Origin of the sequence: Pseudoduganella albidiflava, from assembly GCF_004322755.1 — a bacterium.
Lineage (GTDB): Bacteria > Pseudomonadota > Gammaproteobacteria > Burkholderiales > Burkholderiaceae_D > Rugamonas > Rugamonas albidiflava.
The window spans coordinates 4,777,234-4,790,702 of record NZ_CP036401.1 but is presented as its reverse complement, the minus strand read 5'-3'; the positions used below and the strand labels follow the sequence as shown (position 1 = coordinate 4,790,702).

14 protein-coding genes are annotated in these 13,469 nt (G+C 65.8%); 6 read left to right on the top strand and 8 right to left on the bottom strand.

Translation table 11 applies throughout. The features are described from left to right. Nucleotides 1-1,074 (top strand): sensor histidine kinase, encoded by a 1,074-nt coding sequence (locus EYF70_RS19850; protein WP_218943703.1) that lies wholly within the window; start codon nt 1-3, stop codon nt 1,072-1,074. Further along, complete coding sequence (locus EYF70_RS19845; protein WP_131146956.1) at nt 1,071-1,844, top strand: LytR/AlgR family response regulator transcription factor; 774 nt, start codon at nt 1,071-1,073, stop codon at nt 1,842-1,844. The genes EYF70_RS19850 and EYF70_RS19845 overlap by 4 nt, the downstream gene beginning before the upstream one ends. Nucleotides 1,845-1,908: 64 nt before the next feature. Here the strand turns inward: EYF70_RS19845 and EYF70_RS19840 are convergent, their stop codons facing one another. Beyond that, nucleotides 1,909-2,331 carry a hypothetical protein gene (locus EYF70_RS19840; RefSeq protein ID WP_131146955.1) on the bottom strand — a complete coding sequence of 141 codons (423 nt, stop codon included), beginning with the start codon at nt 2,329-2,331 and terminating at the stop codon, nt 1,909-1,911. Then, a complete protein-coding gene (locus EYF70_RS19835) occupies nt 2,328-4,343 on the bottom strand; it encodes a PQQ-dependent sugar dehydrogenase (RefSeq protein WP_131146954.1) in 2,016 nt (671 codons plus the stop codon). The genes EYF70_RS19840 and EYF70_RS19835 overlap by 4 nt, the downstream gene beginning before the upstream one ends. A gap of 410 nt (nt 4,344-4,753) precedes the next feature. Between EYF70_RS19835 and EYF70_RS19830 the strand changes: the two genes are divergently transcribed. Next, a complete protein-coding gene (locus EYF70_RS19830; RefSeq protein ID WP_131146953.1) occupies nt 4,754-5,659 on the top strand; it encodes an NAD(P)/FAD-dependent oxidoreductase in 906 nt (301 codons plus the stop codon). A gap of 339 nt (nt 5,660-5,998) precedes the next feature. Here EYF70_RS19830 and EYF70_RS19825 read toward each other — a convergent pair whose 3' ends face one another. Both EYF70_RS19825 and EYF70_RS19820 read right to left on the bottom strand, forming a co-directional pair. Then, complete coding sequence (locus EYF70_RS19825) at nt 5,999-6,391, bottom strand: hypothetical protein (protein ID WP_131146952.1); 393 nt, start codon at nt 6,389-6,391, stop codon at nt 5,999-6,001. Beyond that, nucleotides 6,388-7,014 (bottom strand): peptidoglycan recognition protein family protein, encoded by a 627-nt coding sequence (locus EYF70_RS19820; protein WP_131146951.1) that lies wholly within the window; start codon nt 7,012-7,014, stop codon nt 6,388-6,390. The genes EYF70_RS19825 and EYF70_RS19820 overlap by 4 nt, the downstream gene beginning before the upstream one ends. A 141-nt stretch (nt 7,015-7,155) precedes the next feature. On the opposite strand from EYF70_RS19820, the gene EYF70_RS19815 reads away from it, so the two are divergent. Continuing rightward, complete coding sequence (locus tag EYF70_RS19815) at nt 7,156-7,791, top strand: hypothetical protein (RefSeq protein ID WP_131146950.1); 636 nt, start codon at nt 7,156-7,158, stop codon at nt 7,789-7,791. Nucleotides 7,792-7,846: 55 nt separating this feature from the next. On the opposite strand, the gene EYF70_RS19810 is transcribed toward EYF70_RS19815, so the two are convergent. Continuing rightward, nucleotides 7,847-8,482, bottom strand: a complete 636-nt coding sequence (locus EYF70_RS19810; RefSeq protein ID WP_131146949.1) for a class I SAM-dependent rRNA methyltransferase — start codon at nt 8,480-8,482, stop codon at nt 7,847-7,849. Between the two features lie 448 nt (nt 8,483-8,930). On the opposite strand from EYF70_RS19810, the gene EYF70_RS19805 reads away from it, so the two are divergent. Continuing rightward, nucleotides 8,931-10,001, top strand: a complete 1,071-nt coding sequence (locus EYF70_RS19805; protein WP_165497746.1) for a DUF4214 domain-containing protein — start codon at nt 8,931-8,933, stop codon at nt 9,999-10,001. 226 nt (nt 10,002-10,227) lie between these two features. Then, nucleotides 10,228-10,926 (top strand): aspartate/glutamate racemase family protein, encoded by a 699-nt coding sequence (locus EYF70_RS19800; protein ID WP_131146947.1) that lies wholly within the window; start codon nt 10,228-10,230, stop codon nt 10,924-10,926. 210 nt (nt 10,927-11,136) lie between these two features. On the opposite strand, the gene EYF70_RS19795 is transcribed toward EYF70_RS19800, so the two are convergent. The 3 genes from EYF70_RS19795 to EYF70_RS19785 all read right to left on the bottom strand — a co-directional run bounded on the left by EYF70_RS19795 (nt 11,137) and on the right by EYF70_RS19785 (nt 13,418). After that, nucleotides 11,137-11,328 carry a hypothetical protein gene (locus EYF70_RS19795; RefSeq protein ID WP_131146946.1) on the bottom strand — a complete coding sequence of 64 codons (192 nt, stop codon included), beginning with the start codon at nt 11,326-11,328 and terminating at the stop codon, nt 11,137-11,139. Nucleotides 11,329-11,379: 51 nt separating this feature from the next. Then, nucleotides 11,380-11,922, bottom strand: a complete 543-nt coding sequence (locus EYF70_RS19790; protein WP_131146945.1) for a PEP-CTERM sorting domain-containing protein — start codon at nt 11,920-11,922, stop codon at nt 11,380-11,382. A gap of 98 nt (nt 11,923-12,020) precedes the next feature. Next, the gene (locus EYF70_RS19785; protein WP_131146944.1) at nt 12,021-13,418 is read right to left on the bottom strand and encodes an MgtC/SapB family protein; all 1,398 of its coding nucleotides are present in this window, start codon (nt 13,416-13,418) and stop codon (nt 12,021-12,023) included. Between the last annotated feature and the right edge of the window lie 51 nt (nt 13,419-13,469).

The following is a 13,469-nucleotide window of genomic DNA, read 5'->3' as shown; positions in this document are numbered from 1 at the left end:
TTGCCGGCTGCCGTCACCTCCATCACGCGATTCGACGCCGCGGTGCTGCTGCGGCGCATCGCTGTCGCGGCCGTGGTGGCCATGGCGGCATGCGGGCCACTTGGCCTTCTGTTCGACGTGCCGTTGCCCGCGCTGTGGCTGCGTGCCGCCACGGTCGGGCTGGCAGGGGTGCTGGCGTTTTCCATCCTGGAGCGCTGGCCGCGGCGGTTGCCGAAGCGCGTGGCCCGCTGGGCGTTGCAGGTCGGCGGCGTGGCGCTGGCCGTGCCGTTCACCACGCTGTCGATCTATCTCTTCTCGACCGAGGTCGGCGCGCCGCCATTCTGGGCGGTTCCGGAGCGGCTCTCCGGCGTGGCGCTGCTCACCATGGCGGGCTTGCTGCTGGGGCCATGGACGGCGGTGGCCGCGCTGGTGCGCCAGAAGGATGCGCTGGCGCGCCACCAGGCGCTGGCCTTCGACCTGGAACGCAGCGAACTGGCGCGCCAGGCCCTCGATGCGCGCCTGAAGCTGATGCAGGCGCAGGTCGCGCCGCACTTCCTGTTCAACACCCTGGCCAATGTGCAGGCGCTGGTCGACGTGGGCTCGCCCCAGGCACCGGCGGTCCTGCGCAGCCTCACGGCCTACCTGCGCGCAGCCGTACCGCAACTGCATGACGGCGGCGACACGCTCGGGCAGGAAGTGCGCCTGGTGGAAGCCTACCTGGCACTGATGCACATGCGCATGCCGGACCGGCTGCGCTATTCGCTGCATGTCGACGCATCGCTCGAATCCATTCTCTGCCCGGCGATGACCTTGCTGACGCTGGTCGAGAATGCCGTCCGTCACGGCATCGATCCGGCCGAGGAGGGCGGCAGCATCGATATCGGCATCGAGCGCCGCGGCACGCGCTGCCTGATCCGCGTTGCCGATAGCGGCGTCGGCTTCAGCCAATCGGGCCTGCCTGGCACCGGCCTCGCCACGCTGCGCGAACGCCTCGCCCTGACGTTCGGCGGCGACGCGCAGTTGCGCCTGATGGCGCGCCAGCCCCAGGGCGTGTGCGCCGAGGTGGAATTCCCCGCACTGGAAAGCATGCCATGAACCATCCCACCGCCCTGATCGCCGACGATGAGCCGCTGCTGCGCGATGCGCTGGCGCGGCAGCTGGCCCAGGCCTGGCCCGAGCTGCGCGTGGTGGCACAGGCCCGCAACGGCCGCGAGGCCATCGAACAGTTCGAGGCGATGGCGCCGGACATCTGCTTTCTCGACGTGCACATGCCGGGCATCTCGGGTGTCGAGGCGGCCAGCCGCATCGGCCGGCGCGCGCATCTCGTCTTCGTGACGGCGCATGACCAGTATGCTGTGCAGGCCTTCGCGCAGGGCGCGCTCGATTACCTGGTCAAGCCGGTCGAGATGGCGCGCCTGGCCGACACGGTGTCCCGCCTGCAGGAGCGCCGCGCGGCCGCGCTGCCCGTCACGCAAACGGACGCGCTCCTGCGGCAACTGGCCGCGCAACTGGGCCGCGCCGCGCCGCCACGGCCGCTGAGCTGGATCTACGCCCAGGTGGGCCAGGCCCTGCGCCTGATCCCGGCCGACCAGATCGACTACCTGCGCTCGGACACCAAGTACACGGCGGTGGCCTGGCGCGACAACGGCCAGCCGGCCGAGGCGCTGGTGCGTACGCCGCTGAAGGAACTGCTGGCGCAGCTCGATGGCGACCACTTCGTGCAGGTGCACCGCGCCGTCGCCGTCAACCTGCGCGCCGTCAGCCACATCACGCGCGGCAGCGAGACCGCCACCATCCACCTGAAGCATCGCGCCGAGTCGCTGCCGGTCAGCCGTACTTTCGTGCACCAGTTCCGGCAGATGTGAGCCAGGGAAATCGGCTGCAGCGCCCGCGATCTCGCGGCCGGCCTTTCATTTTCGCGCGCCTTGATTATGGGCTGCCGGCATCGGTCGCCAGGCAATGCCGGATCTCGAAAAAAATAAGAACGAAGTATGAAAAAGGAAGCGGGATGCGCCAGGCCATCCTGACCGGCATCGCAGCCCTGGCGATCGCCACGCCTGGCCTGGCATGGTCCGCGCCCGCCCTTGTGCAGGCCACTGCAAAGCCGGTCGGCGCGGCCCGGGCGGTGACGGTCACCATCGACAGCGCTTCGATCAAGGCCGTGGGCTGACGACCGGCGCGCAGGTCGGCGACGACGACATCTATGCGCTGGGCTTCTATGGCCATGAAGCGCTGCATGCACTGGGCTATGTGATGGCCCGCGCCATCGTTGCCGAGGAGGGCAAGGGCGCCATTGCCGAACTGACGGCAGGCCGCACCGCGCTGACGCAGCGGGCCTGCCCGATCGCTCACGGCTTCAGCGTGACCTTGTAGATCGCGGTATCGGTATTGTTGGGGATACTGTCCTTGTCGCCCGCGGCATCGCTGTTCGTCATCCACAGGTTCCCGTCGATCGTCGGTTCCACGGTGCGCAACCGGTCATAGGTACCGACGAAGAACTGCCGGACATTGACCAGCCTGTCGCCGCTGATCTCGCTGCGATACAGGCGCTTGCCCAGCAGGCAGGCCACGTACAGCGAATTGCGGACGACCGCGATGCCGCTGCACGACGCTTCGGTGTTGCGATACGTGTACTTGGGAGCGATATAGCCGGTCGTCGCGCAGCCCGTGCCCGAGCGGGAGATGACGCCTTCGCAGTTGGGCCATCCATAGTTTCCGCCTTTGACGATCAGGTTGGTCTCATCCTGGGAATCGCCGAACTCCTGTTCCCACAAACGGCCCAGCGAGTCGAAGGCGAGTCCCTGGGGATTGCGGTGGCCATAGCTCCACACATAGTTGCCGAACGGATTATCGGGCGGCGGCGTGCCGTTGGCATTGAGCCGCAGGACCTTGCCCGACAGGTGGTTGACGTCCTGCGCATACGCGCCGTTCTGGGCATCGCCGGTGGTGGCGTACAGTTTGCCGTCCGGGCCGAAGCGCAGGCGCCCGCCGTTGTGGTACTTGTTACGGCCGATCCCTTTCAGCAGTACCTCGAGCGATGCCATGTCCAGCGTACCGTTCACGTACCGGACGCGGACGATGCGGTTGTCCGTCGGGCTGGTGTGGTAGATGTACAGCCACGGATTGCTGGCCGGGAATCCCGGCGCGATGGCCAGTCCCAGCAAGCCGCCTTCGCCATCGGTACCCTGCACGTTCGGGATGACCCCGAGGTTCTTCTTGGCGCCGGTGGCGGGATTGAGCGCGATGATGTCCTTCGCGTCGCGGCGGCTGTACAGCACCGTGCCGTTCGGGAGGGCCACCAGGCCCCAGGGAATATCCGTGTCCTGGGCCACCCTGGCCGTCGAGCAGATCACGTCGGTGCAGGCATTGCCCGAGGTGAGGGACACGGCGGCGCTGCGCGGCGAGACATTGCCCTGCGCATCCCGCGCGGCGACCGCGTACTGGTACGTCGTGTTGGCGGACAGCCCCGTGTCCGTGTACCCGAGCGTGCCGGACGCGCCGACCGCGATGCTGTTGCGGTAGATGTCATAGGCCGTCACGGCCACGTTGTCGGTGGAAGCGGTCCAGTTCAGGGTCACCGTGGTCCCGGCGACCGTGCCCCGCAAGCCCGTGGGAACGGAGGGAGGCTGGGTATCCGCCTGGCACTGCGGCACTTGTACCTGGAGCGAGGTACTGGCCTGCGAAACGTTGCCCGCCGCATCGCGGGCGTTGACGTAGATGCCCCAGCTGGCCCCCGCTGTCAGTGCCAGCTGGGCGGTGAGCGTGCTGGCGTTGACCGTGCCGAGGGCTTGCCCGTCCCGGTAGATGTCGTAGTAGGCCACGCCGACATTGTCGGTGGAGGCTTCCCACTTCAGCGTGGCCGAGCGGCAGGTGAGGGCGCTGATGGCCAGGCCGGAAGGCGGCGTCGGCGCTTCCGTGTCATCCGGTGGCGGCTCCGTGTCGCCGACGATCCATTGCTGGTGGGCGGTGGCTTCGCAGCGCCATGTGTCGATGCCGGTGGCATTGGCGGTCTCGCCGCCTTTCACGGTCAGGCACAGCCCCGATGCCGGATTGATGATGGTCCGGTCCGGCCGCAGCGTCCATTTCTGGTTGGCGCCGCCATGGCATGGATACGATTGAACGACCGCCTGGGGCTGGGTGCTGGCACCGCGGATATCCAGGCAGCGGGCGCCGTCGAACGTGCGCAGTTCACCTGCCGCGGTGAATTCCCATTGCTGGTTGGCGCCGCCGTGGCAGTCGAAGATGATGGCTGGCGTACGCGGCTCCTGGCTGCCCCGGGCGATGTCCAGGCAGCGCTGCGAGTCGGCGCTGATCAGCGTCGCCGATTCGCCCGCGTACGCTGGCGCGGCGCCCAGTATTCCCATGGCAACGGTGGCCTGCACCGCCACACGGCAATTGGCCTGGAGCCGCGGCGCAAAGCGGCGGCGCGTCCCCGCGAACGCAGGCTTCACCCGCGGCCCGAGTGAAGTTGAACCATTCGGAAAATGTCGCATTGCATGGATCCTCATGAATACTCGGGGCCCGGCGGGCCAGCCAAGGGCAGCATAATCCAAGCCCGGTACGGCCTCCGCACCGTTAGACACCGCCAGGGAAGCGAACCGATCTTGCGTCACGATCGTTAAGTCACAAGCGTTGCGTCACAAGCGTTACGTCACAAGCGTTAAGTCACAAGCGTTACGTAACAATCGTTGCGCAACAATACTTACGTAACAAACGCAGTTGCATGATCCGGATTATGCGTTATCATGTAACTCCATAAAGTACATAAGGAGCGATCATGTTCGATGCGATCATCGTTGGCGGCAGCTTCGCCGGCCTGTCCGCCGCACTTCAACTGGCTCGGGCGCGCCGCAGCGTGCTGCTGGTCGACGCAGGCCAGCCGCGCAACCGGTTCGCCGCCACCGCGCACGGCTTCCTGGGCCATGACGGCAAACCGCCGCAACAGATCCGCGCCGAAGCGCGCGAGCAGCTCGCGCGCTATCCCACCGTGACGTTCGCGGACGGATCGGCCACGGCCGCCACCCGGGCCGGCGCCGGCTTTGTCGTCGAGATCGAGGGCACCGGCGGCCAGCGCCAGGAGCATGGCCGCCGCCTCGTGCTGGCGACCGGCGTGCGCGATGAACTGCCCGACTTGCCCGGCCTGGCCGAGCGCTGGGGCAGTACCGTCATCCACTGCCCGTACTGCCACGGCTACGAGGTTGCCGGCAGCACGCTGGGCATCCTGGGCGGCGACGCGATGGCCGCGCACAAGGCCGCGCTGATTGCCGACTGGGGACCGGCGATCCTGTTCACACAGGGCGGCGAGGAGCCGGCAGCGGAGCAGGCCGCGCTGCTGGCGGCACGGGGTGTGGCGATCGAGCGCGTGCCGGTGGCCGCGCTGCTGGGGAACGCGCCGGACCTCGACGGCGTGCGTCTCGCCGATGGCCGCGTCGTCACGCTGGGCGCGCTGTTCGTGTCGCCAGGGGCGAAGCCGGCCAGCCCGCTGGCCGGGCAACTGGGCTGCGCATTCGACGAGGGCCCGTTCGGACCGTACGTGCGCGTCGATGAGCGCAAGCAGACCACCGTGCCCGGCGTGTTCGCGGCCGGTGACGCGGCGACGCCGATGCACAGCGCGACCCTGGCATCGGCCGCCGGCGTGCTGGCCGGCGTGCATGCGCACCAGTCGCTGGTGTTCGGCTAGCGCGGGGGGCGCGAGGAGCGTGGCTGGCGCGCGGATGCCAGCCGCTGGGCTGCTCGTCAATATCGTCGGCCGCCGCTGCGACAGCAACGCATGCCACCGGCCCGGTTGGCGAATCCGGATGACGAGGAGTGGCTGCTGTTGCAGGCGCAGTAGGCGAATGTCGGCTTCAGGGCGCCCTCCGCTGCGCGACCGGGTACCGAAGATCAGCAAGGCGATGCCGGAAGCCAGCATGGCCCAGGCGTCCGGTTCCTGAATGGCCGGCAGCGCAAACGACAGGTTATCGGCATAGCGATGGAGAATGAGACCGCCCTGGCAAGCGAGCATGGCCGCTTGGAGCAGTCACTTCTTCATCAGTAAGGCGTCGCAGGTGTCACAGCCGAACAGTTGCACGCTGCCATCCGGAAAAGTCATCCTTGCTGTGTTGCCAGCGCGAATTTCCCATTCCACTTGTCCCCGTGGCGACCGCGCCGCGCCGCGCACCCAGCATGGCAATGAATCGAACGCATCATGTAGCTGTTGTGGCGGCAATGTCCTGGCGCGGCCAAAGAAGTCCTCGACCTGGCGGGGAGTCAGCCTGAAATCCTTGCAAAACTCCCCGCCTTGATCCGCGCCGCTGGCGTGGATTTCAACATGAGACAACGCGACAGCACGTTCGTCCCGCACCGCGCCCGAACAGCCGGTAGCCAGTACCAATGCCAGCAGAGTGCCCAGGTAGCACCCGGAGGACATCATGGGTTGGTCCAGTTTGCGGTGCTGCCTTCGCTGGCTTGCTTGTAAGCTATCGAGCCGTGGCGATAAATATCGTCTGCGTCCAATACAAGCTTTGTTTCCAATACGCCGACGAGCCACGACAAGGAAGTGTTCTGGTCCTTGCTGACAGTCGCGTAGGTCTGCGATTTGGCGGAGAACTCGCCGACAATCTCGATCCCGAGTGAATCTTCGTTGATCGGATACCGGACAGGGTAAGCCTTGCCAGCTTCGTGCTGGCTCAGGCTCTTGATTCGTGCACTGTAGGATTCGCCTTTCTTGAACAGGAGGGCATTCACGGCTTTCAACGCATCGGTATCGCAGGCCTTCATTTCATTGCACCGCGAGCGGATGTTGCCGACGTGCCAGCACTTCTGGTCAATCCTTGCCGTTTGATAGATCGCGCCATCGGTATCGATCAAAAAATGTGCGCCATTCAATCCCGCATCGTAGCTGCTGAACGATGACTGCGCCGTCGCAGCGCCCGTCTGATGCACAACGATGGCGTTGACCCCAGCGAGAGTTCCCTTCTCGATTTTGCTGTTGACCTTGTCGGTCACCCTCGCGTGAATCAGCTTTCCACCCGACCAGACTATCTCGTCCGCCATGGACAGCTCCCTGTTCAATGATTCGTGGATCGGGCCGGATGCGAGGCAACGTGCCACGCTCGCGCAATTCAAGATAGGCACACGGGAGGGCTTGCACAAGAAAAAACCTGACGCCTGTCGTTATCGCGACAGACGCCGCAGGTGATTGCAAAAGCAGCCGCGGTGAGCTGGCGCTCGGCATCGCCATATAATCGACAGAAGAACAATTTCCTGTGTGCCGCCATGACCGGATTGCGCCGCCTGCCGCCCGCCGCCGCACTTGCCGCGCTCTTCTTCTGCATCCCCGCATCGGCCGGCGATACGATCGACGACCTGGCGGGCGACTACGGCCTGGCATCGTCGACCACCGTACCGGCCAGCGACTGGGGATATTCGAAAGGCCGCATCTCGATCCGGAAGCTGGACGACCGGCATGTGCTGATCCTGCTGGCCTGCGAGTGGAAGCGCGACCCGAAGGCCGTGTGCGGCGACCATTATTTTGCCCGGCAGCGCGATGGCGGCATCTATCTGCAGGACATGAATACCGGCTGGCTGCGGCTTTACTTCGATCCGGCGACACGCAGCCTGGCCATCATTTCACGGGGTGCCGATGCCCGGGAAAGCGTGCGCCGCGACATCTTCACGCCGACTTCGGCACCGCTCGGCGACCGTGCGCTGATCCGCCGCATGCAGCGCGAACAGCGCAGTGCCGGGCACCAGGAAAACCTGCGCGTGTTCGGCCATCACAGCCGGCGCGCCTACCTGAATAACCGCATCGAATTCCAGAGCACGCCGTGAGCCCGGCGTGCGTGTGGCCCAGTAAGCCGGACAGGCGCCGCGGCAGGGTTGCCCGTCAGCGGGGATACACGAACCCCGTCCGGATATCCATCGGCACCAGCCGCTGGCCATCGCGCACCGTCAGGCGCTGCGGCGGCTCATCCCCGGCCAGCGCGCGTGGCGCGACAGGCAAGCCTTCGCCCTTGCGCAGCAGCGCGTCGCAGCGCTCGTAGACATTCGGGCAGCCGGTGGCGCTCAGCAGCGCCTGCACAACCGCCACTTTCCACAGGTCGACGCCACCAGCGTTGAACTGGCACACCAGATATCCGGCAGTGCCGCCATAACCCTGCACCACGAGCCCCGGCAAGCCATCCTTGTCGCCATCGACCAGCAGCACCAGCGCCTGGGGATCCGCATTGCGCACGGCGGCGGCGCGGCGCGCCACGGCGGCCTGCACGCGCCGCTTCATCATCGCGTGGTCGACCGGTTCATCCTCGCGCAGGGTCCACACGCGGGCGGCGATCTGCGACTTGGCGTTATAGGCTGCCCGGGCCAGGAACTGGCGCGCCGACGATTGCACGATGGCCGTGGCGCCCGGCTTGTTCCGTTCCTGCGGCTTGCCGTCGACCTTCTCGATGGCGGAGGCATAAATGAACGGGTCGCCCGCCAGGAGGCTTTTTTCCTTGCCCTGCTTGATGGTGATGATGAGCATATGCAGCTTTCGTGTAAGGGGCGGGATGATACAGCATGCCGCGCGGATCGAAGCGGGATTGTCGGGCTGGAGCGCGGATTCCCACGGACGCGGTACGTAGCGATTGATTGCATCTTGCTAGCTGCTATCCCTGCAAAATTGCCCTGATTTGGCGAAATGCTCCGCACGTCCAATCATAAAAGTCGAGCACTTTCCAGCGTTTTCTTTAGTTAGACGACTACAGTAAACTTATTTACAACATCGATGCCGATTCCGTACCAATCGTGCCGACATGCTTGGAAAAAACGTGGCACGCTGTGCGTTATCGAACGATGCCAGACACTTTGCCGCCACGTGCCAAGGCAGCAAAGCGAAGCTAGTCATGCTGAACGGCCCATGCGCCCGGCCTGGGCCGTTATGCGATACCTGTCTCCTAACGCCGGGAATCAACCTGAGGAGCAAGAATCCCATGTATGTAGAAGACCAAACCACCGTATCTGCCGAGTTGGCGGAAGCATCGTCCGAAGTGTTCAGCGAATCGACGATCGAGAGCATCCTTGCCCTGATCAGCACGACGGAAGATCCCGAAATTGCCATCGATAACCTCAGCGCGGCCAATAACGCCGTGATCAATCCGGACGATGAAACCGAGCTGCTCTTCGTGGAGCTCACTGGCACCACGCCAACGACGGTCACCGTCACCGGCGATACGGAAGTGATCGTGTTCCAGGGAGGCGGCGGCGTGGAGGCAACCTTCAATTCGGTCGCCCCGGCGGGTGCGCGAGTCGAAGGCGAGATCATCCTTGGCGCGGGGCCGCAGGCGGCCGAAGGCGACGAGACGATCGAGCGGGTCATCGTGGGAACGGCGCAGGCGGATGAAATCACGATCCTGGATGACGTGGCCACCAAGGTCATCGCCGGCGATGGCGACACGATATTGGCGGGCGACGGACACACGGTGGTGGTCGCGGCGCAGGGCAGCAGCACGGTATTCGGCGGTGCCGACACGATGCTGCAGGCGGTCGGGAAGGATACCGACTTCACTGTCACGGCGGGAGACGGGTCCGTGACAATCGCCAATGCGACAACCGGGGTCGAGGTCGAGATATCGAATGCGCAGTACGTGATGCTCGACGATGGCGATGCCCTGATCTTCGCGGCGAACGAGGCGGAAGCGGCCGTGGCGAACCTGTACCAGGCGGTGCTGGGTCGAGCGGCGGACGCGGAAGGGCTTGATTTCTGGTTCGGCGCGCTACAGCAGGATCAGACGGTCGACGCGATCGCGCAAGGGTTCCTTAACTCCACGGAGTATGGCGACCCGGATCTGGACAACACCGAGTTCATCGCCGAGCTGTACCAGAACGCGCTGGGCCGAACGGCGGACACGTCAGGCGCGGCGTTCTGGGTGGCGGCGCTGGAGAGCGGGGCCTCGCGGGCCGGGGTGGTGGCCGAGTTTGCGAGAGTGGCGGCCAACCATGAAGAGTTGAACGAGCCAGGCGTGGTGGGTTCTGTCACCATCGTCGACAACATCATCAGTTGACGGTCGCTCGGCGCAGATGAAAGGGGGCTTCGGCCCCCTTTTTTTTGCTGGCCGAGACCGTGAGCACGGTCGATGGACGGCGCGGCACAGGCCCGCTGTAGCGGCAAGGTCTTTGCGAACGTCCGCGCGGCATGTACCGGCGGATGGTCCAGTACAGTAAGGCATGCCGCTGTACTGCCCGGGCGCGCGCGATTGCCCTACGATGGCGCTTCAACCAGGAGCCCACATGAAAACCATCGGCCTGATAGGCGGCATGAGCTGGCAATCGACGGTGCCGTACTACCGTGAAATCAACCAGGCGATACAGCGGCGCCTCGGCGGCCTGCATTCGGCAAGGATCGTGCTGTACAGCGTGGACTTCCACGAGATCGCGGCATTGCAGCATGCCGGCGAATGGGCTGCCGCGGGCGCCGCGCTGGCGGACGCGGCCACGGCGCTCGAGCGCGCCGGCGCGGACTTCATCGTGCTGTGCACGAACACCATGCATACGGTCAGCGATGCCATCACCGCCGCGGTCGGCATTCCGTTGCTGCATATCGCCGATCCGACAGCCGATGCCGTGGTGCGCGCCGGTGCGGGAACGGTTGGCCTGCTGGGTACGCGCTTCACGATGGAGCAACCGTTCTATCGGCAGCGGCTGGTCCGGCGCGGCCTGGAGGTACTGGTGCCGCCAGCCGATGAGCGCGAGCTGGTGCATCGCATCATCTACGAAGAACTCTGCCAGGGGCGCATCGAACCGGCTTCGCGCGAACTCTACCGCCGCGTGATGACGGGCCTGGCGGCGCGCGGCGCGCAGGCGATCATCCTGGGCTGTACCGAGATTTCCCTGCTCGTCAACGGAGACGATGCGGCCGTGCCGCTGTTCGATACCACCGCGCTGCACGGCGTCGCGGCCGCGGAGCGGGCCCTGCGGGACGGGGACTGAAGAGCGCGTTCAAGAGCGGCCGATGAAGGGCAGCTGCTGAAGGGCAGTTGTTGAAGGGGCACTGCTGAAGTGCAGATGCTGAAGGACAGTCGATCAAGGACAGCCGATCAAGGACAGCCGATCAAGGCCAGCTGCTGAAGGGCAAGCAACCGAAGGCCGCGACCGATGCACCCGTCATCGGTGGCAGCGCTGTGAGGCGGGCAGAGCGAGTTATGCGCCCCGCCTGGTACCGCGCCGCTGCGCGGGTTCGTCCAGCACGCGCCGGATCACCGGTGTCGGCACGCCATCGCGCGCCATCACCAGGGCGGCCTGGTAGCGGCTGATGTTCGGCATCAGGTCCACGGTGGCATCGACGGCTTCGGCCACCGGTTCGTTCGGCTGGGTGCGGCGTTCGTTTTGCATGGTTACCTCCGGTTGCCAGCTTACACTCGTCCGGCGCCGGCGGCCAGGACGTTACCGCTGTTTTCGCTGGCGCCGCGCCGCCAGCACGGCCAGCGGCAAGCCTGCCAGCAGCAGCGCCCATGTGCCTGGTTCGGGCGCGGGCGAAATGGCAAATGTCGTTTGCGCTGTCCAGTGGTATTCCCACTCCTCGGAATGTTCGGGCCGGAACGAATAGCGGTATTCGCGCTCGCCGGAAAAGTAGAAATGGCCGTCACGGATCCAGCCTTCCGGATCGCTGCTGTACTGGCCGGCGGTGAAGGACAATGCGCCGTCCCGGTAAGCGAAGGCTTCCGCGCCACAATGCCAGAACTCGTTGCTCTGGCTTTCGCACGCAACGAAATCGAAGCCGTCGACGATGAGCGAGGTGATTTCCGAGCGGACCAGCACACCGTCGGCATCGGCGTCCCAGCCATCGAAGCTGCCCGTCATCTTGCGGTCGGGCAGGAACTTCCCGGCCATCAAGTCATGGAAGCCCTGGTACTCGAAATGCCAGGTTTCGGCCTGGCCGGGAATGGCGCAGGCCGCCAGGACAACACAGAGGAATGTTCTCGACATGGCGGCCTCCCGAAATATCGCAAGGCTTCCAGTCTACGAGCAAGTGCGGTGCGATGGTCCCGGCAGTAGCAGCGATTTGTGGAAGCTCAATGCCCCGGTCAGGGATGCAGCAGGCCGGCGGTGCTGGGTGCGGGGCCCAATGGTCCGGAGCGCAGCTGCGTCAGTTCCGGCAGGTGATCGGTCACGAAGCGCGCCAGCGGCTCGCCCAGCAGCAGGCCGCACAGCCCGACCGCGGCGATGACGCCCATCGCCAGCGCGATCGACATCACGAAGCGGCGGTTCGGTACCCGCAGCACAAAAGGCAGGTTGATCGCCACGCTCGCCAGCGAAGCGAGAATGGCGCCGGTGGCGGCCACGTCCAGCTCAAGCTTGCCTTCGGCCGCCAGGCTCGCCGCCGCCGCCACCGCGCTGGCACTCGACACGGTGCCGCCCAGCGCACTGACGACATAGAAGCCCACGTTGCCGAAGTATTTTTGCGTCAGCACGCCGACGATGTGCAGCAGCAGGAAAACCAGGCCGTACTTCAGTGCGCTCCACAGCGAAAACGGCAGCACGATCTGGTTTTCCTGCCCGTCGGCGGGCAGCTGGACGTCCGGCGTCGCCGGGTGGCGCCGCACGAACACGAAAAAGGCCGTGGCCGCCAGCATGCCCGCGAAGGCACCGATCCCCGCCACGGCCACGGCCGGGGCCAGCAGGGCAAGAATCACGGCATTGCGCATCACCATCGCCACGGTTGCCAGCAAGATGCCACGGTAGGCCGCCGCCGCCACCGCGCCCACCGCGCCGCCGCTGACGCGCGAGGCCAGTTCGTTGACGGTCACGCTGCTGTTCACCAGGCCGCCGAGGAAGCCGGCGATCGCCACGCCGCGCGCGCCGAAGGCCTTCCACAGCACGTAGTTGACGAATCCGATGCCGGCGATCAGGATCACGGTCGCCCAGGCGGCGCGCGGCTGGATCAGGCCCATGGGCCCGATGCTGCCGGTCGGCAGCGCCGGATAGATGACGATCGCCAGGATCGCCAGCAGCAGCGCCGAGCGCAGTTCGCGCTCGGTGAGCCCGATCGAGAAGCCTTGCAGGATATCCTTCCACGCCAGCAGCGCGGTGGACGACACCATGATGGCCGCGGGCGTCAGCGTGTGGCCCTTGCCGCACATGATGCCGGCGATGCAGGTCACCAGCATGGCGGCGGAAGTCGTCAGCTCGGTGCCTTCGTGGGTGCGCATGTCCTGCAGGTTCAGGAAGATCGTCAGCAGACCGGTCAGGCACAGCACGATGTAGGCGTACATATCGCCGAGCGATGCGCCTACCGCGCCCAGTACGGCAATAAAGCCGAAGGTGCGCAAGCCCGCTTCCTTCTTGCGGCGTTCGCGTTCCAGGCCGATCAGCAGGCCGAGCGCCAGCGCCAGCGCGAAGCGCGTCAGCATTTCGAGGTAGGGCCAATCGGTGACAGGGTGAATGACCCCTGGCGCGGCCGGCAGCGCGGAAATCAAACTCATGAGCCGACTGTACCGCCGAACGCGGCGCGCCGCCCACACATTTTGGAGCGC

Coding starts and splice junctions, on each gene's coding strand:
- EYF70_RS19795 (WP_131146946.1), bottom strand. CDS start 11,328: ATGCAAAACGAACGCCGCACCCAGCCGAACGAACCGGTGGCCGAAGCC.
- EYF70_RS19845 (WP_131146956.1), top strand. CDS start 1,071: ATGAACCATCCCACCGCCCTGATCGCCGACGATGAGCCGCTGCTGCGC.
- EYF70_RS19800 (WP_131146947.1), top strand. CDS start 10,228: ATGAAAACCATCGGCCTGATAGGCGGCATGAGCTGGCAATCGACGGTG.
- EYF70_RS19790 (WP_131146945.1), bottom strand. CDS start 11,922: ATGTCGAGAACATTCCTCTGTGTTGTCCTGGCGGCCTGCGCCATTCCC.
- EYF70_RS19785 (WP_131146944.1), bottom strand. CDS start 13,418: ATGAGTTTGATTTCCGCGCTGCCGGCCGCGCCAGGGGTCATTCACCCT.
- EYF70_RS19825 (WP_131146952.1), bottom strand. CDS start 6,391: ATGATGTCCTCCGGGTGCTACCTGGGCACTCTGCTGGCATTGGTACTG.
- EYF70_RS19835 (WP_131146954.1), bottom strand. CDS start 4,343: ATGGGAATACTGGGCGCCGCGCCAGCGTACGCGGGCGAATCGGCGACG.
- EYF70_RS19810 (WP_131146949.1), bottom strand. CDS start 8,482: ATGCTCATCATCACCATCAAGCAGGGCAAGGAAAAAAGCCTCCTGGCG.
- EYF70_RS19805 (WP_165497746.1), top strand. CDS start 8,931: ATGTATGTAGAAGACCAAACCACCGTATCTGCCGAGTTGGCGGAAGCA.
- EYF70_RS19820 (WP_131146951.1), bottom strand. CDS start 7,014: ATGGCGGACGAGATAGTCTGGTCGGGTGGAAAGCTGATTCACGCGAGG.